This is a genomic window from Georgenia sp. M64, from assembly GCF_038049925.1.
In the GTDB taxonomy this organism is placed as follows: domain Bacteria; phylum Actinomycetota; class Actinomycetes; order Actinomycetales; family Actinomycetaceae; genus Georgenia.
Genome location: NZ_CP145809.1, coordinates 173574 through 196320, shown reverse-complemented (window position 1 = coordinate 196320; position 22747 = coordinate 173574). Strand labels below are relative to the sequence as shown.

General features: G+C 76.0%; 17 protein-coding genes. 9 read left to right on the top strand and 8 right to left on the bottom strand.

Annotation, left to right across the window (positions count from 1 at the left end; genetic code table 11):
• Positions 1-50: 50 nt before the first annotated feature.
• Entirely contained in the window at positions 51-689 is a 639-nt protein-coding gene (locus AAEM63_RS00830) for a TetR/AcrR family transcriptional regulator (protein ID WP_246006018.1), read from the top strand.
• Between the two features lie 24 nt (positions 690-713).
• Here the strand turns inward: AAEM63_RS00830 and AAEM63_RS00825 are convergent, their stop codons facing one another.
• Genes AAEM63_RS00825 through recC form a run of 4 tightly spaced genes read right to left on the bottom strand, consistent with a single transcriptional unit; the run spans position 714 to position 10031 of the window.
• Positions 714-1217: a hypothetical protein gene (locus AAEM63_RS00825; RefSeq protein ID WP_341359851.1), complete on the bottom strand. Its 504-nt coding sequence runs from the start codon at positions 1215-1217 to the stop codon at positions 714-716.
• Positions 1214-3190: an exodeoxyribonuclease V subunit alpha gene (recD, locus tag AAEM63_RS00820; protein ID WP_341359850.1), complete on the bottom strand. Its 1977-nt coding sequence runs from the start codon at positions 3188-3190 to the stop codon at positions 1214-1216. Before recD ends, AAEM63_RS00825 begins: the two co-directional genes overlap by 4 nt.
• Entirely contained in the window at positions 3187-6621 is a 3435-nt protein-coding gene (locus tag AAEM63_RS00815; RefSeq protein ID WP_341359849.1) for a UvrD-helicase domain-containing protein, read from the bottom strand. Before AAEM63_RS00815 ends, recD begins: the two co-directional genes overlap by 4 nt.
• On the bottom strand, positions 6618-10031 hold the full coding sequence (gene recC / locus AAEM63_RS00810; RefSeq protein ID WP_341359848.1) for an exodeoxyribonuclease V subunit gamma: 3414 nt from the start codon (positions 10029-10031) through the stop codon (positions 6618-6620). Before recC ends, AAEM63_RS00815 begins: the two co-directional genes overlap by 4 nt.
• Positions 10032-10397: 366 nt before the next feature.
• On the opposite strand from recC, the gene AAEM63_RS00805 reads away from it, so the two are divergent.
• From AAEM63_RS00805 to AAEM63_RS00795, 3 genes are all read left to right on the top strand, one after another.
• Positions 10398-10748, top strand: coding sequence for a hypothetical protein (locus tag AAEM63_RS00805; RefSeq protein ID WP_170175237.1), 351 nt, complete (start codon positions 10398-10400; stop codon positions 10746-10748).
• An 84-nt stretch (positions 10749-10832) separates the two neighbouring features.
• The gene (locus AAEM63_RS00800) at positions 10833-11285 is read left to right on the top strand and encodes an XRE family transcriptional regulator (protein ID WP_123916074.1); all 453 of its coding nucleotides are present in this window, start codon (positions 10833-10835) and stop codon (positions 11283-11285) included.
• Positions 11285-11617, top strand: a complete 333-nt coding sequence (locus AAEM63_RS00795) for a HepT-like ribonuclease domain-containing protein (RefSeq protein ID WP_341359847.1) — start codon at positions 11285-11287, stop codon at positions 11615-11617. The genes AAEM63_RS00800 and AAEM63_RS00795 overlap by 1 nt, the downstream gene beginning before the upstream one ends.
• A 9-nt stretch (positions 11618-11626) precedes the next feature.
• Here AAEM63_RS00795 and AAEM63_RS00790 read toward each other — a convergent pair whose 3' ends face one another.
• The 3 genes from AAEM63_RS00790 to AAEM63_RS00780 all read right to left on the bottom strand — a co-directional run bounded on the left by AAEM63_RS00790 (position 11627) and on the right by AAEM63_RS00780 (position 16618).
• On the bottom strand, positions 11627-14884 hold the full coding sequence (locus AAEM63_RS00790; RefSeq protein WP_341359846.1) for a DEAD/DEAH box helicase: 3258 nt from the start codon (positions 14882-14884) through the stop codon (positions 11627-11629).
• Positions 14885-14970: 86 nt separating this feature from the next.
• A complete protein-coding gene (locus AAEM63_RS00785) occupies positions 14971-15723 on the bottom strand; it encodes a ThuA domain-containing protein (protein WP_341359845.1) in 753 nt (250 codons plus the stop codon).
• A 79-nt stretch (positions 15724-15802) separates the two neighbouring features.
• Complete coding sequence (locus AAEM63_RS00780; protein ID WP_341359844.1) at positions 15803-16618, bottom strand: endonuclease/exonuclease/phosphatase family protein; 816 nt, start codon at positions 16616-16618, stop codon at positions 15803-15805.
• A gap of 174 nt (positions 16619-16792) precedes the next feature.
• Here AAEM63_RS00780 and AAEM63_RS00775 point away from each other — a divergent pair, with 174 nt between their 5' ends.
• The 5 genes from AAEM63_RS00775 (at position 16793) to AAEM63_RS00755 (ending at position 21468) form a co-directional block, all read left to right on the top strand.
• Positions 16793-17581 (top strand): ferritin-like domain-containing protein, encoded by a 789-nt coding sequence (locus tag AAEM63_RS00775; protein WP_341359843.1) that lies wholly within the window; start codon positions 16793-16795, stop codon positions 17579-17581.
• Positions 17578-18459 (top strand): hypothetical protein, encoded by an 882-nt coding sequence (locus tag AAEM63_RS00770; RefSeq protein WP_341359842.1) that lies wholly within the window; start codon positions 17578-17580, stop codon positions 18457-18459. The genes AAEM63_RS00775 and AAEM63_RS00770 overlap by 4 nt, the downstream gene beginning before the upstream one ends.
• A gap of 97 nt (positions 18460-18556) precedes the next feature.
• Positions 18557-19885 (top strand): hypothetical protein, encoded by a 1329-nt coding sequence (locus AAEM63_RS00765; RefSeq protein WP_341359841.1) that lies wholly within the window; start codon positions 18557-18559, stop codon positions 19883-19885.
• A 144-nt stretch (positions 19886-20029) separates the two neighbouring features.
• The gene (gene sigK, locus AAEM63_RS00760) at positions 20030-20689 is read left to right on the top strand and encodes an ECF RNA polymerase sigma factor SigK (protein ID WP_341359840.1); all 660 of its coding nucleotides are present in this window, start codon (positions 20030-20032) and stop codon (positions 20687-20689) included.
• Complete coding sequence (locus tag AAEM63_RS00755) at positions 20686-21468, top strand: anti-sigma factor (RefSeq protein ID WP_341359839.1); 783 nt, start codon at positions 20686-20688, stop codon at positions 21466-21468. The genes sigK and AAEM63_RS00755 overlap by 4 nt, the downstream gene beginning before the upstream one ends.
• A 1-nt stretch (position 21469) precedes the next feature.
• On the opposite strand, the gene AAEM63_RS00750 is transcribed toward AAEM63_RS00755, so the two are convergent.
• Entirely contained in the window at positions 21470-22600 is a 1131-nt protein-coding gene (locus tag AAEM63_RS00750) for a hypothetical protein (RefSeq protein ID WP_341359838.1), read from the bottom strand.
• Between the last annotated feature and the right edge of the window lie 147 nt (positions 22601-22747).

The window sequence follows — 22747 nt, the reverse complement described above, 5'->3', positions numbered from 1 at the left end:
CACTTTCCGATACAGTTGACTGTACTGATTACAGGAGTATGGAACGAACCATGGACCCGGTCAAGAGCCGACGGCGGTACGACGCGTCCCACCGTCGGGCCCAGGCCGCGCGCGCACGGGAGGCGGTGCTGGCCGCAGCCCGGAGCAGCTTTGTCGACGTCGGGTACTCGACGACCACGGTCGCCGCGATCGCCCGCCAGGCGGGTGTCTCGGTCGAGACGATCTACAAGTCGTTCGGCGGGAAGGCGGCGCTGGCCCGAGCCCTGTACGAGCGGGCCCTCGCCGGCCAGGGGCAGGTGGCGGCGTACGAGCGCTCGGACGCGGTACGGCTGGAGCAGACGGACCCGCGGGCCCTCATGCGGGCGTGGGGCACCCTCACGGCCGAGGTCGCCGAGCAGCTCACGCCGGTCCTGCTGATCGTCAGGGCTGCCGCCGGTCATGACGCGTCGATGGCCACCCTCCTGCGCGACAGCGACACCGAACGGCTCGAGCGCATGCGCCACAACGCCCGGTTCCTGGCGGAGCGTGGCTACCTGCGCGACGGCGTGACCACCGAGCACGCCGCCGACGTCATGTGGACGTGCAGCTCGGCCGAGATCTACGAGCTGCTCGTCCTGCGCCGCGGATGGTCGTCCGAGCAGTTCGCCACGTTCGTCGCCGAGACGATGGCGGCGGCCCTCCTGCCCTGACCTCAGGGTCGGTCGAGCCGGAGGTCAGGGCCGGTCGAGCCGGACGTCGTCGAGGACGACGATCCCGCGCTCGTCCGCGCCGCAGAACGTGCCGAAGGCGCGGAAGTAGCCGTCAGTGAGCTCCCAGTCGGGCAGGGCTGCGGCGTCGGCGCGCAGGCCCGTCCCGGTGAGGGTGTCGCCGTCGGTGATCTCGTCGCCGTCCTCGAGGCGCACCCGGTCGCCGTCCTGCTCGGCGCCGCGCGGCCAGACCACCCAGCGCCGTTCGTCGGTCTCGCTGTCGCCGTCGCCGTCGCCGTCGCCGGTCCAGGTGAAGCAGCCGTCCCGCTCGACGTGCACCACCCCGGTCAGCTGCTCGCGCTCGCCCGGGACGTCGTCGGGGTCCACGACCGGCAACCCGAAGCCGCCGAGCGCGTCGTCCGTCGCGTCGGTGCACCCTGCGAGGACGGCCGCCGCGGTGAGCCCGGCGGCCGCGGCACGAGCGACGACCGCACGGTCGACGCCGCCGCCACCACCCGCCGCCCGCCTCACGCGAGGTCCTCACGCAGGCCGCTCGCGCGGCGCACCGGTGTCGTGACCGCCTTGCGGACGGCCTCCTCGGTGCCGACGACCCGCACGGTCGTCGTCGCCCGGGTGACCGCGGTGTAGAGGAGCTCGCGGGTCAGGAGCGGGGAGGTGGCCGGCGGCAGGACGAGCGAGACCTGCTCGAACTGGCTGCCCTGGCCGCGGTGGACCGTCATGGCGTGGACGGTCTCCACCTCGGGCAGGCGGTGCGGACGCACCGCCAGCGGGGCGGCCGGGTCGCCGAACACGGCGATGACCCCGCCGCGACCGTCGGCGACGACGACACCGGTGTCGCCGTTGTACAGGCCGGAGTCGCGATCGTTCGTGGTGACGAGCAGCGGCCGGCCGGGGTACCAGGGCGTGCCGGTCGGGCGCACCCCGGCGCGCGGGACGCCGTCGTGGGCGCTCCGGGCGCGGGCACGCTCGCGCGCGCCCATGGCCTCCTCGACCCACTGCTCCACCTGGTGGGACCAGTGCGCCACCCCGAACGGCCCGCGCCGGTGGGCGACCATGACCCGGTGGCGGGCCAGCGCCCGCAGCGCCGCAGCGGCGTCGCCCGCCCCGGCGGCGGTGACGATGTCCGCCCCGGCGCCGGCGACGTCGGCGCGCAGGGCCGCGAGCTCGGCCTCCGTGGGTCGCTCCCCCGACGTCTCGACGAAGCTCACCCCGGCCCCGCCGGCGCGCAGGAGCCCGAGGACGGCGTCGGCGTCGCCGGCGCGGACGGCCGCCGCGAGCGGCAGGATCGCGGAGTCGCGCTCCTGCCGGTGGACCTTCTCGAGACGCACGACGCCGGATCGCAGCACGCGCAGGTCCGCGGCGTCCTCGGGCATGTCGCCGGGGACGACCGCGCCGAGGGCCTCGGCCGGGCCCGGACCGGGCCGGCCGGCGCGGTGGACGAGGTCACCCAGGACGGCGCCGGCCTCGACGGAGGCGAGCTGGTCCGGGTCGCCGACGAGGACGAGCCGCGCGTCGGGGCGCAGGGCCTCGAGCAGGTGTGCCATGAGGGGCAGGGAGACCATGGAGGTCTCGTCGACGACGACGACGTCGTGGGGCAGGTGGTGGCGGTCGTCGTGCCGGAACCGGGTGGAGCTGTCCGGCCGCCAGCCGAGGAGGCGGTGGATCGTCGTGGCCACCGCGGCAGGTGCGCTACCGCTGATGGTCGCGGCGTCCCGGCTACCAGCGTCGCGGCCCTCCGCACCGCCGGCGAGGCGGACGAGCTCGGCCCGCACGGACTCCTGGAGCCGGGCGGCGGCCTTGCCGGTGGGGGCGGCGAGCGCCACCCGCAGTCCCGGGCCGGCGACCTCCTGCAGTACGGCGACCATGCGCGCGACCGTCGTCGTCTTGCCCGTGCCCGGCCCGCCGGTGAGGACGGTGAACCGGCCGAGCGCGGCCGCGGCCGCGGCCAGGCGCTGGCGGGCGTCGTCGCGGGCGGGGAAGAACCGGCCGACGGCGGCCGCGAGGGCGGCGCCGTCGACGTCGAGCACGCCGGCGCCCAGCCGGGCGTCCACCGCGCGCCGCACGAGGAGCTCCTGGCGCCAGTAACGGTCGAGGTAGAGCCGGTCCCCCGCCCAGCGGACGGGTCGGCTGTCGTCGCCGTCGACCCCGACAGCCACGAGCCGGCTCGCCTCGATGGCCCGCACCCAGGCGTCGCCGTCGGGCCAGGGCAGGTCCTCGACCGCGACCTCCTGCTCCGCGTCCGCGAGGGCGGCGCGGTCGTCGAGGCTGACGCACACCGAACCGGCCCGGACGCCGCGGACGGCGAGCGCGACGGCCAGCAGCACGCGCTCGTCCGTCTCACCGGTGAGGCGGCCCAGCCGGCTCGCGACGTGGACGTCGGCGGCGCCGAGCACGCCGGCGGCGTTGAAGTCTGCGAGCAGCCCGGTGGCGCGCAGCGCCCGTCGTGGGTCGGCGGCGTCGGCCGTCGCCGTCGTCGCCGTCATCGGGTCCTCCCCTCGAGCAGGGCGGAGAGCTCGACGACGAGGGCGGCCGGGGGCTGCCAGGCCATGACGCCGCACGGGGTGCCGTCCGCCACGGGCGTCGCGGGCCCGGCCATGCCGCGCACGAACAGGTAGAGCCCGCCGCCGAGGTGACGGGCGGGGTCGTAGCCGCGCCGTCGCCAGCGGAGGTAGCGGTGGAGGGCGGCGAGGTAGAGGAGGAGCTGGAGCGGGTAGTGGGACCGCATCATGGCCGTGGCCATCGCCGCCGGGCGGTAGTGCCCCGTGGTGAGGGGCTCCTCGAAGGAGCCGAGCCGGTTCGTCTTGTAGTCGACGACGACGTAGCGCTCCTCGCCACCGGGTGCGCCGACGCCACCGGAGGCGCCGGCACCACCGGGCGCGGGCCCCCGCAGCCGCAGGACGGCGTCGATGCTCCCGGTGAGGTACCCGCGCAGCCGCGCCTCGCCCAGACCCTCGAGCTCGTCGGCGTAGTCGGCGAAGACGTCCCCCGGGCGGAGGTGGCGCCGGAGCAGGGCGGCGACGTCGCCGAGGCTGGCCGCCGCGCCGGTGGGACCGTCGCCCCCGGCGAGCGGGAGCTCGAACTCCAGCTCGGCGAGGCGGTCGGCCGGGGCGACGTCGGCGAGGGTGCGGTCGTCCGCGAGCGGGCCGAGCGGGGTGGCGAGCACGGGCGCGAGGGCGGTCGCGAGCGCACCGGGGTCGAGGCCGGGCACACGGGCGGTGCCGACCTCTGCGCAGCGGCGCCGGAGCTCGTCGCCGAGGTCGGCGGCGCCGGTGTCCACCTGCTCGAGGACGGCGTGCACGATGGTGCCGAACGCCGCCCCGGCGGGCAGGTCCGCCATCGGCGAGAGGAGCTCACCGGCCGGCTCGCCCACGTCACCGGCGCCGGGCGCGGCCCCCGCCGCACCGCTGCCCGGTACGACGGCGTCGTCGCTCTCGTCCTGCACCCCGGTGGTCTCGGGCTCGCTGGACACCCCCGCGGTGTGCGCCGCCGCGGTGAGACCGGTGTAGGAGGTGCGTCGCCACGAGTGGTCGAGCTCGCGGCCGAAGACCGCGACGTCGAGGTGCGGCAGGTCCCGGCGGGGCGGGGTCCACCGGGCCGGTGCGGGCCAGGCGGTGACGTTCTCGATCTCGATGGTCCCGCCGCTGCGCGCGGCGAGGTCGGCGAGGATGGCGGCGGCCTTGTCGTCGGTGCCCAGCGCCACCCGGGGCGGCGGTTCCTCGCCCGGTGTGTGGCCGCCGAGGAGCACCCGGCTCAGGGGGCCGGCGGAGGAGTTGGTCGACGGGGCCCAGTGGACCACCACCTGGCTCGCGGCGCGGGTCAGCGCCACGTAGAGCAGGCGCAGGTCCTCCCCCCGTTCCTCGGCGAGGTGCCGTTCGCGGGCGGCGGCGTAGCCGGGGTCCTCGGTGCCGCCGACGTGCAGCACGCGGGTCCCGGCGTCGTCGTGGTGGCCGAGCAAAGGCGGGTTCTTGCTCTCGAACCGGTCCCACCCGAACGGCACGTACACCACCGGGAACTCCAGGCCCTTGCTGGCGTGGACCGTGACGACCTGGGTGGCGGCGGCGTCGGTCTCGAGCCGCCGGCTGCGGTCCTCGGCGTAGTCGCCGTCGGCCTCGTCGATGCGCCGTCGGAGCCAGTCGGTCAGGGCGGCGACGCCGAGCCGGTCGTGGACGGCGGCGAGGTGGAGGGACTGGCCGATGTGCCGCAGGTCGGTGAGGGTGCGCTCGCCGGTGGTCGTGCGCAGGAGCCGCTCCGCGACGCCCTCGGGCCGGCCGCCGCCGACCGCCTGGCGGGCGCCCACGGCCTCGAGGAGGGCCGCGACGCCGCGGTCGGCGAGGACCCGTGCCCATGTGCGCACGTGGTCGGACAGGTCGTCCCGGGCGGCGTCGTCGGCGCCCGCGAGCCGGGCCGCGTCCCACCCGACGAACGGGGTGAGCGCGAGGGCCGCCGCACGCCCGGCGTGCCCGGGCTGCTCCAGCGCGGTGAGGAGGGTGAGCCAGTGCCGGGCGGCGGGCGTGCCGAAGACCGAGACGAGGCCGGAGATCACGGCCGGCACCCCCGCGTCGGCGAGGGCCTGGCGCACCGCGGCGGCGTCGGCGTTGCGCCGCGCGAGGACGGCGACGTCGCCGGGCTGGAGCGGGCGCCAGGTCCCGCCCTCACGGATGCGGGTGCTGCCGAGCCGGCGCACGACGTCCGCGGCGACGTCGGCCGCGACGAGCTGGCGGACCTCGGGCACGCGCGGGGAGCCGGTGCCCTTCTTCCCGAACGGGACCCGGGTGACGTGCCGCAGCCGGACCGGTGCCCCGGCGCCGTCGAGCCGGGAGCCCTGGTGCTCGGCGCCGACGGGCCGGACGACGATCTCGGGGTCGCCCAGGGCCGCACCGCCCAGGAGCGTGCCGAGGCCGTCCACGAGCGGGGCGTCGCTGCGCCAGTTGCGCCCGAGGGTGGAGGTGTCGGCCGCGTCCCGGCGGGCGTGGAGGTAGGCGACGACGTCGCCGCCGCGGAACGCGTAGATGGCCTGCTTGGGGTCACCGATGAGGACGAGCGTGCGGTGGCCGTGGAAGGCGGTGCGCAGGATCTCCCACTGGACGGGGTCGGTGTCCTGGAACTCGTCGACCAGGACGACGGCATAACGGGAGCGGACCCGCCCGGCCGCGGCCGGGCCGTGCTCGGGGTGGACGAGGGCGTCGCGCAGCAGGACGAGGAGGTCGTCGTAGTCGAGGAGCCGACGGGAGCGCTTGCGGCGGACCACCTCGGCCGCGGTCTCGCGGGCGAAGGCGTAGCGGTGCCCGGGCAAGGAGTCGGCGGGGGCGTCGGCAGGCTCGAGGCGAGCCTGGTGGTCCGAGACGGCGGCGCGGCCGAGCTTGCGGGCCTCCGCGGGGGTCAGCGCCGGGGAGCGCTCGGCGGCGTAGTGGCGCAGGTACAGGTCGTCGACCACCTCGTCGACGAGGTCGGCGATGTCCGCGACGAACGTCGGGGTGGCGTCGACGTCGCCGGCGACGCCGAGGGAGGTGAGCATCTGCTGGCAGAAGCCGTGGGTGGTGGTGATCGTGGCGGCGTCGAACTGGGACAGGGCCGTGGTGAGGCGCCGGCGCCGGGCCTGCAGCTCGGTGTCGTCCACGGCGGCGAGGTGCGCGACGAGGGCGTCGTCGCTGTCCCGGGCCGCGGGGTCGCGCAGCGCCCGCTCGGCGGAGACGAGCCGCTCGCGGACGCGGTCCCGCAGCTCCGACGTCGCCGCCCGGCCGAAGGTGACGAGCATGAGCTCGGCGAGCTCGGCCACGCCCTCGGCGACGTACCGGGTGGCCAGGGCCGCGATGGTGAAGGTCTTGCCCGTCCCGGCGCTCGCCTCCAGCACCGTGGTGCCGGTGGGCAGGGCGCCGCAGATGTCGAACACGGGGGCGTCGGTGGTCGTGGTCACGCGGGCTCCGTCTCCTCGTGGGCGAGCAGGGGCTCCCACACCCGGCGGGCGAGGACCCCCAGGCGGCTGCGGTCCTCGGGCCACCAGGGCCGCTCGTCGTCGGTGGGCTCGCCGAGGATGTCGGCGAGGGAGGCCCCGGCCCCCCAGCACAGGTCGTGGTGCTCGTCGGGGAAGCGGGCCGCGGCCGCCCACTCGCGTCCCGCGCTCTCGAGGGCCTGGACCTCGCTGTCCCCGGCGAAACGGCTGGTGCCGTAGGCGCAGGAGACGGGCACCGGCATGGGCAGCGGCTCCCGGGCGGCGAGGGCGCGGAGGTGGACGAGCTCGTCGAGCCGGGCGAGGGCCTGCGCCTGCGCGGGAGCGGTCACCGTGGCGATGAGGGCGCCCGGACGCGTCCCCGGGGGGCGCCCGACGGTGACGGCCCGCCACTGCCCGCCCTGCGCGGCGGCGAGCGCGAGCGCCTGCACCCAGGCGCGCAGCCGGTGCTTGGGCGCGAGCTTGGAGTACGTGGCCCGCACCACCGTGGTGCCGTGGACGCCCGGGACGGTGCCGGTCAGGACGGTCCCGGAGGGCAGGGAGAGCGTGAGGTCGACCGCCCGCGCCTCCCCGGCGGTGTACCGGCCGGCGGCCACCGCGACCGGTTCGACCCGCCCGCCGACGTCGAGCAGGACCGCGCGGCCGAGCTCCTTGGGGGGCACCTCACCGCGGCGCCACTCGGCGTTGAACGCCCGGTTCGGGTCCGCGCCGTCCAGGCGCGCCGTGAGGAGCCGGTCGCCGATCTGCCAGGCCTCGAGCGGGTCGAGCTCGAGCGGGAGCCGATCCTCGACGTCCTCGGTCTCGCCCGCGAGGGAGATCTGGAGCCGGCGGCGCAGGAACCACTTCACCGGGTGCTCGAGCATCGCGACGAGGTCCGCGAGGTCGACGACGGGGCTCTCGGCGCCGGCGTCGCCGTTCGACGCGCGGGAGCCGGGGACGGGGCGCTCGGGCGGGAGCGGTGCCGTGAGGAACGGCCCGCCGCCGCTGCGCTCGCCGCGTCCGGCGAGCGCAGCGGCGTGGGCGACGGCGTCGAAGCTCAGCGGCCCGGGGCGGCCGAGCGCACCGGGGAGGAAGTTGCGCTCGTCGACGACCTGGAGCGGGTGGCGGACGAGCACGTGCTCGCGCACCGGCCGCCCGTCGGGCGAGGCTGCGGCCTGGTCGACGGCGTCGAGGAGCTCCCCGACGGGGACGGCCGGCGGGCGGGCGGCGCCGGTGCGCTCGTCGGCGCCGGAGTACAGCACGACGAGGTGCTCGCCGGCCGCGGCGACGGCGTCGAGGAAGATCTGCCGGTCCTCGCTGCGCCGGTCCCGCTCGCCCACGCACGGGTCGCGCAGGAGGACGTCGTCGCCGTCGGCGGAGGTCCCCCGCGGGAACGTGCCGTCGTCGACCCCCAGCAGGCACACGACGCGGTGCGGGACGGCCCTCATGGGCTCCATCGAGCACATGGTCAGCGCCCCGGTGCGGAAGCCGGCGCGGGTGGGGCGGCCGGCGAGCCGGTCGTCGAGCAGCGCCCGCACGTCGGGCAGCCGCAGGTCCGCGCCCTCGTAGTCCTCGCCGGCGGGGTGGGCGGAGTCGCGGACGTCACCGAGAACCCAGCGCGCCTGGACGCCCTGCCAGTCCTCGGCGGGGTCGGCCAGGAGGGTGAGGGCCCGGTCGAGGTGGTCGAGCCAGGTGCCGAGCGGGTGCGGACCGGCGAGGGTGCGCAGGACGTCGGCGAGGCGGTCGAGCAGCTCGGCGAGCCGGCCGGCGAGGTCGACGTCGGTGCTGTCGACGTCGTCGAGCGGCAGGGCGTGGCCGACGAAGCGGTGGTCCTCCTCGGCCATCGCGGCGCCGAGGAGCACCCGGTCGAGGGCGACCTCCCAGGTGCCCTGGCGCAGGTCGGGCAGGCCGAACCTTGCCCGGCGCGCGCCGTCCTCACCCCAGTGGACGCCGGTCTCGACGGACCAGTCCCGGACCCGCGCGAGGTCGTCGTCGGAGAACCGGAAGCGGCGGCGGACCGGCTCGCCGGCGGCGAGGTCGAGCACCTCGGAGACGGTCACCCGACCGTCGGCCAGCGCGAGCAGCGCCGCAAGGAGGGCGAGGAGGGGGTTGGTGTGGCTGGGCGAGCGGTCGGCCAGCCGGACGCGGAGGAGCTGCCCGGGGTGGGGCTCGGCCGCCGGGCCGGCGGCCGGCTCGTCCACCGCGAGGCCGAACGTGGCGGTGACGAGCGGGGCGATCGTCTCGATGTCCGGGCTCATGACGACGACGTCGCGCGGCTCGAGGGTGTGGTCGTCGGCGAACAGGCCGGCGAGGACCTCGCGGAGCACCTCGACCTGCCGGGCGCGGCCGTGGCAGGCGTGGACCTGAACGCTGCGGTCGTCGGCAGCGAGGCGGTGCGGCCCGGGCCGGGGGTCGTCGGCGCGCAGGCGCTCCTGGAGCGCACCGAGGAGGGTGTGGGTGGGCGCGGACGCGGGGTGGTGCTCGACGACGGCGCCGCCGGGCTCGGCGGTGAGCCGCAGCTGGAGCTCGGTGGCGTCGCGGGCCATCGACGCCAGGAGGGGGTGGTGAGCGTGGGTGCGCTGGTCCCGGCGGCGGGGCGAGGCCGGGCGCGGGGCAGCGGCCACGCGGTCCCACAGCGCCGGGGAGGGGTGCGGGAGCCAGAGGTGGACGTCGCGGTGGACGGCGAGGGCGCGGAGCACGCGGAGCTGGTCCTCGGGCAGCCGGGTGGGGCCGAAGACGGACAGCCGCGCGGGGAGGTCGACGGACGCCGGCCGCTCCGTGAGGGCGAGCAGCGCGTCGGGGAGGTACTCCCCCGGGCTCGGCACACCGATCCGCTCGCGCAGGCGGCGCCACAGCTCGGGCTGCCAGGCGAGGTCCGGCGGGACGGCGGCGCCGGCGCCGTCGTCGTCGAGCCCACGGGCCCAGGCACCGGTCATGCCCGGCCGCTGCGCGGCGTAGGAGTCGAACAGCCGAGCCAGGTGACGGGCGAGGGCGAGCCGCCGGCCGTGACGGACCTCGTCGTCCTCACCCGCGCCGAGGTGCCGGTCGAGGACCGCGCACCACGGCTCGCCCGCGGAGGCGTCGATGACCTCGAGCAGGGGCCAGGTGAGCCGCTCGGTGCGCCAGGGGTCCTCGTCGGGGTCGACGCCCGCGGCGGCCGTGACGACATCGGCGACGAGACGGGCCGGGGAGCCGAACGTGACGTTCGCGCAGATCCCGGCCTCACCGTCACCGGCCCCGAGGTGGTGGGACAGCCGCTGCGCGACCCAGCGCTCGACGCCACGGGTGGGCACCGCGACGACGTCGGCCGCGAAGGCGTCTTCGGGGGGCTCGGTGAGCACGGCGGCCAGCGGCGCGATGAGCGCGTCCGCGCGCTCGGAACGGTGCAGGTGGAGCACCGGTTCACCTCCCGTGGTCGACGGCCCGTTCAGCCTATGACCGACCGGTGACACCCACCGGCAGGACCGGCGGCCGGGCGCCGGTGAGGTGCTCCACGTCGACCGTCCCGTCCCTGTGGAGGACCCGTCGCCCGGCCGGGACGGAGCGCGCATGGTCCGGCTGCGACACCCGGGCTAGCATCACGGCAGGAGGTCGGTGCCGTGAGCGGATCCGGGCGTCGGGTCGTCGCCACGACTCTCCTCGCTGCGCTGCTGGCAGGCTGCGGCGCGCCTGGGACCCCTGGAGCGAGCGATCCCGGCACTCCCGGGCCGAGCGCATCCGGTACCCCACCGAGGACCCTCGGGCCGAGCGATCCCGGGGCCCAGATGCGACCCGAGCTGATGGAGCTCTCGGCGTCGCAGGTAAACCCCGGGCAGACCATCGAGGTCCGGTTCCCCCAGGAGACCGCTCGGGGCATCGCGTGGGTCCTCGAGGAGCAGGACGGCGAGACCTGGCAGGCCCGCTACTACCTGACCGCCGTCACCGACGGCTACGGCGCCGGTTCCCCCTCGTGGTGGTCCGTGGACGACGACGAGGGCAGGGGGTGGGAGGACATCGGGATCGAGGGCCCCGGGCCCGACACCCTCACCATCCCGGACACGGTCCAGCCCGGCGTCTACCGCCTGTGCACGGCCAACAGCCTCCAGAACATCTGCACCACCCTGGACATCGAGTAGGTCCGGCGGACGCCCGGCAGCGATCGTCGTCGACGACGACGTGCCGTCATCACCAAGTCCATAGTGCACTCCTATACTTGGACGATGGACGGGAGCGAGCTGCGGGCGCTGCGGACCAAGCACGGGCTCACGCAGACGGAGGTCGCGCGAGCGGCCCGCATGCACCAGCCGGACCTGTCCGCGCTCGAGAACGGCCGGCCCACGAGCGACGCGCTCCTGACCCGGGTGGAGGGTGCGATCCGTTCACTCCTGCGCCCGGGGCCGACCCTGCAACGCCACCGCGCCGAGGTCCGCACCCTGCTCGAGTCGATGGGCGCCCAGCGGATCCGGGTGTTCGGGTCGACGATCCACGGCACCGACCAACCCGGGTCGGACGTCGACCTCCTCGTCGACGCACCGGAGGGCACCGGCCTCATCGCCGTCATCAGGATGGAGGAGGCGGTGCGGGCCGTGCTCGACCTGCCTGTCGACATCGTCGTGGACGACCCCGCGACTCCCGCGCTCACGACCGCCCGCGCCGAGGCGGTGCCGCTGTAGTGGACGGCAAGGACGACCGGTACGTCGAGGACATCCGCGTGCACCTCCGGCTCGCCGACCGTCTCGTGGCGAAGGGCCCCGAGGCGTTCTTCGACCCTGACGAGCCCTACCTCTTCCTCGCAGCCAAGGCCATCATCATCGACATCAGCTCGGCCGCGTCCCTGCTCACCCCGGCCTACCGCGCCTCGCACCAGGAGGTGCCCTGGGTGGAGCTCCGGCTCATGCGAGACAAGCTCGCACACCACTACCAGTCGATCGAGAGGCGGGTGGTGTGGGACACCCTCAGGTACGACCTTCCCGCGATCGGACGTCAGCTCACCGACGGAAGCTGAACGCACACCTCAGGCCTCCAGCAGCTCGCGGATGTCGCCGGCGCTCAGCGGCGCCGAGAGCGCGCCGCCCTCGTCGACGACCTTGTCGAACAGCTCGCGCTTGCGGGCCTGGAGGGCCAGGACCTTCTCCTCGATGGTGTCCTCCGCGACCAGCCGGTAGACCATGACGCTCTTGTCCTGACCGATGCGGTGCGTGCGGTCCACGGCCTGGGCCTCGGCGGCGGGGTTCCACCACGGGTCGAGCACGAAGCAGTAGTCGGCCTCGGTGAGGTTGAGCCCGAAGCCGCCGGCCTTGAGGCTGATGAGGAACACCGGCGCCTGGCCGGTCTTGAACTCCTCGACCCGGCGGGCCCGGTTGCGGGTGCGCCCGTCGAGGTAGCAGTAGTCGACGCCCTGCTCGTCGAGCCGGTCGCGGACGGTGGCGAGGAAGCTCGTGAACTGGCTGAACACCAGGGCCCGGTGGCCACCGGCGATCACCTCCTCGAGCTGCTCGAGGAAGACGTCGGCCTTCGACGAGCGCACCGACGCGTACTGCTCGTCCACGAGCGCGGCGTCGAGGCTGAGCTGGCGCAGGAGGGTCAGCGAGCGCAGGATCGTGAACCGGTTCTTCTCGACGTCGTCGAGAAGGCTGAGGACCTTGCGCCGCTCGCGCTGGAGGTGGGTGTCGTAGACCTTGCGGTGGCGCGGGTTGAGCTGGACGTGGAGGACCTGCTCCTGCTTGGGCGGCAGGTCGGGGGCCACCTGCTCCTTGGTGCGGCGCCGGATGAAGGGCCGGATCCGCGCGCGCAGCGTGGCGAGGCGCTCGGGGTCCGTGCCGCGCTCGATCGGCCGGCGGTAGACCTCGGTGAAGACCTGCGGGTCGGGGAACATCCCCGGCGCGACGATGGACAGCAGCGCCCACAGGTCCATGAGGCTGTTCTCGAGCGGCGTGCCGCTGATCGCGAGCTTGAAGGGAGCCGCGAGCCGCCGGGCGCACTGGTAGGTCTTGGCCTGGTGGTTCTTGACGAACTGCGCCTCGTCGAGCACCAGGCCGCTCCACGCGAGCCCGCGGTAGGCCGCCTCGTCGATGCGGAACAGCGCGTAGGAGGTGACGACGAGGTCCGCCTCCGCGACGTCGCCGGCGAGCGGGCGGCCGGACTTGCGCTGCGTCTCGGACAGGGTGACCACCCGCAGCCCCGGGGCGAAGCGGCCCGCCTCCTCCGCCCACCCGGCCACGACGGAGGTGGGTGCGACGACGAGGACGGGCGCCGTCAACGACCCGGTCTCCTGGGCGCGCAGGATCATCGCGAGGGTCTGGACGGTCTTGCCCAGGCCCATGTCGTCGGCGAGGATCCCGCCGAGGCCGGCGTCCCACAGGTGGCTGAGCCAGCGGAAGCCCTCCTCCTGGTAGGGCCGCAGGGTGGCGGCGAGGCCTGCGGGCACGGCGGGCGGGTCAGCGGCGTGCCCGGCGAGGAGGCGGTCCACGGAGGACGCCCACCGCGCGCTCTGTGCCTCGACGACGCCGAGGGCGGCCAGCTCCTCCCACAGCCCCACCTGGTAGCTGGTCATGCGCAGCGGGCCGTCGGCGGCCGGCCGGTCGGTGAGGTACCGCGCCTCCTCGATGAGGCGACGGAGCTGGTCGAGCTCGGGCCGGTCGATGCCGAAGTACGTGCCCGAGTCCAGGACGAGGTGGTCCTCGCCGCGGGCGAGGGCGACGAAGAGCCGCTCGAAGGGGATCTTCTCGCCGTCGATCTCCACGCTCACCCCGAGGTCGAACCAGTCCCCCTCGGCCTCGGTGGCGGAGAGCCGGATGACGGGCACGGCGTCGGAGCGGCGGTAGGCGGGCGGGGTGCCGACGACGTCGACCTCGACGCCCTGCTCCCGCAGGCCCGGAAGGGTCTCCTCGCTGAAGACGGCGGCGTCGAGCCCGCGCAGCACCAGGGTGGGGGCCGGCCCGATCGGGCCGGGGCCGGTGGGGCCCGGGCCGGCGCGGAGGATCTCGGGCAGGTCGAGGCCGCTGAGCAGTCGCTGCTCCCCGGTGCGGTCCCGCCCGGCGCCGCCGCCGGACCCCAGCGGCACCCGGCGCGTGCTGCCGCCCGTGTCGTAGCGGACGTCCCACTCCAGGGTGAGGTGGTGGTCCTCGGCGTACGTCAGGGTCAGGCCGAGCCGGGGCGGGGCGACCTCGGGCAGCTCGACCGACCCGTCGGAGCGCACGGGCACGAGTCGTCGCAGGGCGGGGTAGTACTCGGCGAGGAAGCGCTCGGTGTCCTCGGCCGGGACGTGGAGCGTACCGGCGGCCAGCAGGCTCGTGGCCCGGCCGGTGAGCGCGCGGGCGAAGGGCGCGAGGACGAGCTCGCCGCGGTCGACGACGACACCGTGAGCCGGTGAGCCCACCAGGGCGAGCCGGGGCTCACCGTCCTCGGGCGGGGCGGCGGAGACCTCGCCGGGCCCGTCCGGGCCGTACCCGTCGGGCAGGTCGACGACGGCCGTGGCGGTGAGGGCGCCGTCGTCGCCGCGCACGAGGTCCAGCGCGACGGTGGCGGGAGCGTCGGCGAGGACCACGCCGCCGGTGGCCCGGGTGTCGACGAACGGCACTCCCGCCTCGGCGGCGGCCCGCAGCAGCGGCCAGAGCGCCGGACCGAACTCGTCGAGGTGGACGTCGCCGCCGGTGTAGCCGGTCGGGTGGTGCGCCTCGTGCAGGGCGTGGAGGGCCTCCCGGTGCGCCTCGACGCGGTTGTGCGCACCCCACCGGAACGCGAGGTCCCGCCAGCCGATGCCGGTGCGGACCCAGGCGGAGCGCCGGCCCGGCACCACCGGGCGCAGCCGGACCCGCAACGAGTCGGGGTCCCCGCGGAAGCCCGGCACGACCATGGGCTCGAACTGCAGGCCGATGGGCTGCTCGACGCCGTCCGGCTCGCCGTCGTCGTCGACGACCCGGGCGAGCAGCCGCTCCCAGGAGGGGGTGCGCCGCCGGTCCGGGACGAGGTCGGTGCGGGCCGCGACCAGCACGGCCGCGACGTGCTTGCAGCTCACCGCGACGGGGCAGGTGCACCGACCCTGACTGAGCCGGGTTCCGTCGCCCACCTGGACGATGGTCTGGTACCGGCGGCCCTCGCTGCCTGCGACCTCGGCGAAGAGGACGCGTCGGTCCGGGTCGGAGGTCAGCCAGGTGACCCGCCCCTCCCGGGCGTAGAGCCCGCCGCGCACGAACGCGCCCGGCCCGACGGCGGCGAGGATGTCGTCCTCACCGGGCAGGTCGGGCCAGGTGCGCAGTTCCGCCACGGGCACATCTCCAGCGTAGGTGGCGCCGCCCACACCGCCGTGCGCCCGGGCGGCGCTCGGCGTCAGGTGCTCGCCGCCCGACCCTCAGGAGCTCACCGCCGACCCCCCGGCGGGGCGGTGAGCCACGCGACCTCCCGGCGCAGCAGCTCACGCCGGGAGGCACTGGCGAACGAGCGGTGGTCGTGGCCGAGCGCGTCGTACAGGACTCGTCCCGGCCCGGGGGCCACCCACACCACGGGGTGCTCGCGGCCCTCGTGCTCGGTCGTGAGCAGGACCGTCGAGGCGGGGTCGACCTCGAGGTCGCAGTAGCGCTCGTCGAAGGCGGTGACGTCGCCGAGCCCGGCGGTGACCGGGTGGGCGTCGGTGACGGTGAAGCGAGCCTCGCCGATCGGTGGGTGCATGGAGACTCCCGGCACCCAGCGGCCGCCCAGGCGCCGCGCCCACGCCGGGGAGTCCGTGAAGGTGTTGGCTGAGGCATGCAGGGCGAGGAGCGGCACCCCGGAGCCCACGAGAGCGTCGAGGGCGGCGTGGAACCCCGACCAGTCCTCGTCCGTCCCGTCGAAGTCCGGGTCGGTGCGCCCGGTGCCCGCGACGACGACCACGAGCTCGGGACGTCCGGCGCTGGTCACGACGCCGTCGAGCGCTCCAGGGAAGGTGCCGCGCACGGTGACGCCGAGACCGCCGTCGGCGAGGACCTCCACGACCTCGTGGGCGACGGCGGCGTGGTCGTGCCACGGGTCCTCGTACCGGCCGCGGCCGACGAGCACGAGCGCGCTCACGCGCTCGTCCGCGCCCGCGCCGTGATCGTCCTCAGCTGCACCGTGGTGCGGGCTCCGTCGTGCCACCTGACCAGGATATGGGAGGGTGCCGCTCGAGCGTCGGCGCCGCCGGGGCCGTAGTCCGGGCACGGGACCGCCCGGCCGTTCAGAGCCGGAGCACCGCCTGGACCGGCTCGTGGTCGGAGGGGGCCGCGCCGTCGAACCGTGCGACGTTCACGCCGGCCGCGTGCACGTGGACGTCCGGTGTCACCAGCAGCCAGTCGATGCGGGCGCCGCCCGGAACGGGGTCGCGGTAGCGCGAGAACGTGCCCCACGCGGGGGTCAGCCGCCGCTCGGCCACGTCCCACGAGTCCACCAGGACCCCTCCTCGGGTGAGCTCGCGGTACGGGCCGGCCCCCACGGGGGCGTTGGCGTCCGCGAGCACGACCACGGGGCGGTCCGCCGCCGTGACGAGGTCGTGGAGCATCCGCGCCGAGGCCTCGCGCGCCCGGCCGGAGAGGTGGTCGAGGTGGGTGCTGAGGACGAGCAGCTCGGCGCCGGTGGCGAGGTCGGTCAGCTCGGCGGCGACGACGGCACGCGGCAGGAGGTTGCCCCAGGTGCGCGAGCCGGGGACGTGCGGTGTCGCGGACAGGGCGTGGTGGGTGTGCGCGGAGACCCGCAGCCGCCCCGCGTCGTAGACGAGCGCGGCGTGCTCGTCCACGCCGGCGGCGTCACGGCCCCGCCCCACCCACCGGTAGCCGGGTCCGAGGCTCGCGGTGACGAGCTCGAGCTGGTCGGGCAGCGCCTCCTGGACCCCCAGGACGGCGGGCCGCTCGGCGTCGAGGAGGCGGCGCACGAGGTCCTGGCGGCGTGACCACAGGTCCGGGCTCCGCCGGCCGAGGTGACGCACCCGCCGCCGCACGTTCCAGGTCATGACGTGCAGGTCCGGCGCCCGCACCGGGCCGACGAGCGGGGCGTCCATGGCGCCCAGTATGGGCGCGGGTCGGCACCCATCCGGACGACGCCCAGCTCCGAACCGCTCGACGACACCGCCCGTGCGATCCCGGAGGACCACCATGACCCCCAACCCGCCGCCCCTCGCCCCACGGACCCCGACAGCCGTCCCCGACGGCGCGACGTCCTAGGGGGACCGGCCATGGCCTTCGACATCGACCGTTTCGCCCGCGACTCCGTTCCCGTCGGCTGGGACGACCTCGACCTCGACGTCTTCCGTGATGAGCCGCTCCCGCCGCAGACCCTGCGAACCCTGCGTTACATGTGCGACGTCGAGTACCACACGGTGTGCTACCTGCGGGACATGCTCGTCACGCCCTCGCGGGGGGATCGCGAGGTCAGCGCGTTCATGACGATGTGGAACCGCGAGGAGTTCTGGCACGGGGAGGCGCTCGCGCACGTCCTGGGCCTGCACGGGATCGCCGTCACCTACGACGAGGTCAAGGCGCGCCGGGTCAAGCTCGGCTGGCGCGACCGGATGAGCCCGGTCAAGCAGTCCGTGCTGTCCAACCTCGCGGGCAAGGACTTCGTGGCCGTGCACATGGTGTGGGGCGCGGTGAACGAGCGCTCGGCCGCCGCCGCGTACAAGAGGCTCGCGGCGCTCGAGGCTCACCCCGGACTCACGGCGCTGCTGCGCCGGATCGCCGGGCAGGAGTCCAAGCACATCGCGTTCTACACCACCCAGGCCCGTGCGCGGCTGGCCGAGAGCCCCCGGGCCCAGCGGCTGGCCCGCCTGGCGCTGCGCACCGCGTGGCAGCCGGTCGGGTCCGGGATCTCCAGCGACGCGGAGGTCAGCCACGTCATGGGTCAGCTCTTCGCCGGCCCGGAGGGCCGCAAGGAGGTCGACGCGATCGACCGCCACGTCGCCGCGCTGCCGGGGATGGCCGGTCTGACGATCGTGGCCGACGCCCTGGAGAGGGTGGCGGCGTGAGCGCCGGGGCGCCGTCGACGGAACGGAACGCCGTGGCCACGGCCGCCTTCGACGTGCGCGCCTACACCACCGACCCTCGGGAGATCCGCCCCTCGGACGCCGGCCTCGACGCGCTGACCGGGCTCACCCCGACCGCGCTCCACGTCCTCGCGGACCTCTGGCGCGTGGAGCGCTCGCTGCTCGACCTGCTGCGCGACGTCCTCGTCACACCCGCCCACGCCGACCCCCGCGTCACGGCGTTCCTCATCACCTGGACGTACGAGCAGTTCTGGCTCGCCGAGACGCTCGCGGCGGTCCTCGAGGCGAACGGCCGTCCCGCCGTCGAGCCGCCCGGCGGTCCGCTCGGGCGCCTGCGACGGACGTGGGACGACCGGGCCCGCCCCACGGTCGCGGCCGTCCGGACGAACCTCCTCGGCGCCGACGTCACGGCCGCGCACCTCGTCACCGCCTGGCTCGACGCCGCCGCGCTCACCCACACCTACCGTGCCCTCGCGGCCGAGGAGCCCCGCCTGGAGCCGCTCCTCACCCGCGCCGGCGGGATCAAGGCACGGCACCTGGCCTTCTACGCCGACGACGCCGCACGCCGGCTGAACACGAGCGCCGGAGCCCGCCGGCTGGCCCGGCGGGCCGCCGCCCGGTGGCGCTGGCCCGGCACGCGGTACGCCCCGGTCACGGCCGGCACCGCACGCCTGGTCACCGGTCACACGGCCGCGGGCACGGCAGGGGTCGGCCCCTCCGCCGAGCTCGGCCTCGCGCACCTCGACGAGACGGTTGCCGCCCTGCCCGGCCTGGCCGACACCGCCCCGGTGCGCGGCGCCGTCGACCGGCTGGGGCGGCGTCGCCGACCGGCTGCGGCGGCCTCGCCACGCCGCGCCTGAACCGCCGCTCACCACCGCTCCGCAGATTCCCACCCATCCGATCCGGGCATGGCCCCGAACCCCTGACGACCGCACCAACGAGACGAGGGAAAGTCACATGTCCACCACACGCATGCTTCGCCGCCCCACCGCCACGCTCAGCGCCGCGATCGCCCTCACGCTGGGCCTCGCCGCCTGCGGCAGCTCCGAGCCCGAGGCCGCCCCCGCGGCGACGCCCACGCAGGAGATGACCACCGACGCCACCGAGGAGATGACCGAGGAGATGTCGGCGGCGCCCGAGGTGCCGGCCACCGTCATGCCGATGGGCACCGGCGACCCGTTCGCCGACGCCCGCACGGCAGCCCAGCACATGCCGGAGACCGCGGCCACCCTCGCGGCCGGCTTCGCCGCCGCCCTGGAGATCCCGGGCGAGACCGACTCCGAGGCCGCCGACCTGCGCGCCGGCCTGACCGCCCTGCTCCAGGAGCACGTCTACCTCGCCGGCATCGGCGTGGCCACCGCCTACACCGCCGGCGCGGACTCGCCCGAGTTCGAGGCGGCCGCCGCCACCCTCGACGCCAACTCCGTCGCCCTCGCCGACGCCGTCGGCTCCCTCGCCGGGGACGAGCAGCGCGAGGCCTTCCTCGCCCTGTGGCGCGAGCACATCGGCTACTTCGTCGACTACGCCGTCGCCGTCAAGGGCGGGGACGACGCCGCCCGGGACGCGGCCCTCGCCTCCCTGGACGGCTACACCGGCCAGGCCGGGGCGTTCTTCGAGGAGGTCAGCGGCGGCGCCCTGCCGGCCGCGGACGTCGCGATGTCCCTGGAGATGCACGTCACCACGCTCACCGCCGCCATCGACGACCTCGCCGCCGGCAGTCCCGAGGCGTACGGCTCGCTGCAGGCCGCCGCCGCCCACGTCGGGGAGGGCGCCGCGGTCATCGCCGGCGGTCTGGCCTCCGCCGCGGGCCTCCAGGGCGACCCGGCCGACGAGGCCGCCACCCTGCGCGCCCAGCTCACCGCAGGCCTGCAGGAGCACGTCTACCTCGCCGGGCTCGCCGTGTTCACGGCCTACACCTCCGACGGCGGCATGTCCTCGGCGGCGTTCGAGGCGGCCGCGGCCACCCTCGACGAGAACTCCGTGGCCCTGTCCGAGGCCGTCGGGTCCCTCGCCGGGGCCGAGCAGGGCGAGTCGTTCCTCGCCCTGTGGCGCGAGCACATCGGCTACTTCGTCGACTACGCGGACGCCGTCGCGTCCGGTGACGACGAGGCCGCGGCGGCCGCACTGATCGAGCTCGACGGCTACCGCGGCGAGGCCGGGGCGTTCTTCGAGGAGATCTCCGGCGGCGAGCTGCCCGCCGACGCCGTCGCCGAGGGGCTCGCCATGCACGTCCAGACCCTCGGTGGGGCGATCGACTCCCTCGCCGAGGCGCTGGTCGAGGCCTGACGGACCCCAGCACTGACGACGGGCGGTGAACCGATGGCGAGGCTGACGGTCCACCGCCCGCCGTCGGTGTGTCGCGACCGGGGGCGCGGCCCGGCTCTCGACACACCGGCGGCCCGGCCGGACGATCCGGGACACAATGGGTGGGTGACCTTCCCCGGACGGGCCCAGACAGGGGCCGGCGCGAGCGAGGCCGCCCCGAGCGAGGACACCCGGCGCGGCACGCCGCCGCACGAGACCGGCCGCACGCGCGACGACCGGGCCGAGCGGGTCGACGCCCTCCTCACCGCCGTCGCCCGGGGGGACCAGGAGGCCTTCGCGGTCCTGTACGGCGAGACCGCCCCGATGGTGCACGGCACGGCGCTGCGGGTTCTGCGGGACCCGGACCAGGCTGCCGAGGTCACCCAGGAGGTGCTGCTGGAGGTCTGGCGCACCGCCGGCCGGTTCGACCCCGGCCGCGGCAGCGCCCTGGCGTGGGTCGCGACCATGGCGCACCGGCGGGCGGTGGACCGGGTCCGCGCCGTCCAGTCCGAGCGCGACCGCGACCACCGGGCCTCGGCCCGCGACTACGACCGGCCCTTCGACGAGGTCGCCGAGACCGTCGTCCAGCGCGAGGACCGTGACCGCATCCTGAGCTGCCTCGGGACCCTCTCGGACCTCCAGCGCGACGCCGTCACCCGCGCCTACTACGGGGGCCGGACCTACCGGGAGGTCGCCGAGGACGTCGCCGCCTCCCTGCCGACGGTGAAGTCCCGCATCCGGGACGGCCTGCTCCGCCTGCGAACCTGTCTGGGGATGGACCGATGAGCGATCACCGCGCCGAGCGCGAGCTCCTGGGTGCGTGGGCGCTGGACGCCGTCGACGACGTCGAGCGCGCCGCCGTCGAGCGCGCCATCCGCGAGGACCCCGAGGTCGCCGCCGAGGCCCGGGCGCTGCGCGAGACCGCCGCGATGCTCGCCGGCAGCCAGGCCGCCCCGCCGCCCCCGGCCCTGCGGGAGGCCGTCCTGGCCGCCGTCGCGACGACCCCGCAGGAGAGCGCCCCGGCCGCCGGCCGCACCGCGGGCACCTCGCGCGAGGCGCACCTGCCCACGACAGTCCCTGCCGCCACCGCCGGCCGGAGCGGTTCCGCCCGCCGCGCCGCGCCGCGCCACCAGCGCTGGCTGGCCGCCGCCGCGGTGCTGCTCGCCGCGGCGATCCCGGGCACCCTCGCCGTCCAGCAGGCCCAGCGCGCCCAGCTCGCCGAGGACCAGGTCGCCTCGATCACCGAGGCGCTCGCCAGGCCGGGTGCCGAGCTGCTCAGCGCCGACGTGACCGGCGGGGGTCGCGCCGTCGCCGTCGTCGGCGACGAAGGCGCGTTCTTCACCGTGCGGGACCTGCCGGCCCTCGAGGGCGACCAGGACTACCAGCTCTGGGTGATCGACGACGGCGGACCCACCTCGGCGGGCATCGTCGAGGCGCGCGACGGGCTGGCGAGCACCGAGGTGGCGCCGGTGCCCGAGGGGGCCGTCCTCGCCATGACGGTCGAGCCGGCCGGCGGATCGGCGCAGCCGACCACGACGCCGATCGTCGCGATGCCGCCGGCGTAGCTCAGCGCGGTCGGGGGACGACCCGCCACCCGCCGTCGTCGTCGCGTGCCCAGCCCTGCTCCTCCGCGGCGGGCGTGACGCGGTCGGTCAGCCAGAAGGTCTCGTCCGGGTTCCAGCCCGCGAGCACGGTGCGCAGGTCGTCGGTGACGGGGATCGCCCGGCCGGCGGTCGTGAGGTAGCCGGCCACCGTCAGGTGCACCGCGTCGACGTCGGCCGCGACGCGGGACCAGTCCGGCTGGACCCAGCGGGAGTCCTGTCCCGTGGTCCGGTACCAGTCGTGCCGGCGCGACGCCGTCACCTCGAGGGGGTAGCGCCGGCACAGCTCCGCCCACGCCAATGGCCCGTCGATCTCGTACACCGCCGCCTCGGGCGGGACCGTGACCGGTCGCGCGGTGGCCTCGTCCCAGCCCCCGGCGTCCTCCACCAGCCACAGTCCGGCGGGGCCGAGGCCCGCGAGCCTGCGGGTGGTGCGTCTGAGGTCGGACGGTGGGGTCGACCACCACGTGCCGCTCCAGCTCGCGCTCGGATCGTGGGGACGTTCCCGCGCGGCCCTCGCCTCCTCGGCGGCCGCGCCATGACGCCACCTCGCGAGGCGCTCGGCCACGGTCTCCGGCGGCGGCGCCGGCGTCGGCGTCGGCGTCGGCCCGTCCGTGAACGTCACCGACCACTGGTCCGACCTGTCGACCGGGTTCGTCCACCATGCTGCCGCCGCTGCACCGGCGACGACGTGCGCGACCCGGGCGAGGGCCTCACGCACCTCCTGGGCCGCGGCGAGGACGTCCTCGCCGTCGGGCTCCTGCCAGTAGCGCGCGAAGTCGACCGCCAGGCCCAGGGCGTCGAGCAGTGTGCGCGGGCCGGGGGCGCTCAGCGGCACGGCGTCGAGGAGGTGGGCGACGTCGGCGCTCGAGGACCGTGGCACCTCGGGCTCCGCGGTCCCCGTCGCGTCGGCGAAGGCGAGCACGACCCGGGACGTCCCGCGGCCCGGGTCGAGGTCGTACGCCGCCCACGTCACCGCGACGCGGAGCTCCTCGGCCTCCCGAGCACCACCGCCCTCACCGGGCGTCGCTGCGAGCACGAGACACAGCCGCCTGCCGCGGGGACCGGCCAGCAGCTCGTTCGGGTCGATGCTCACGGTCTCACCGTAGGGCGGGTGCCGGGCGGCCCGGGCGAACACGAGCCCGGCCGCTGGTTCGCGACTGAGCGCTCTGTGACCAGCCGCACCGGGCCATTCCGCCACTGATCCCTCTGTTGCCCGCAGCAGCGGGACATTCCGCCACTG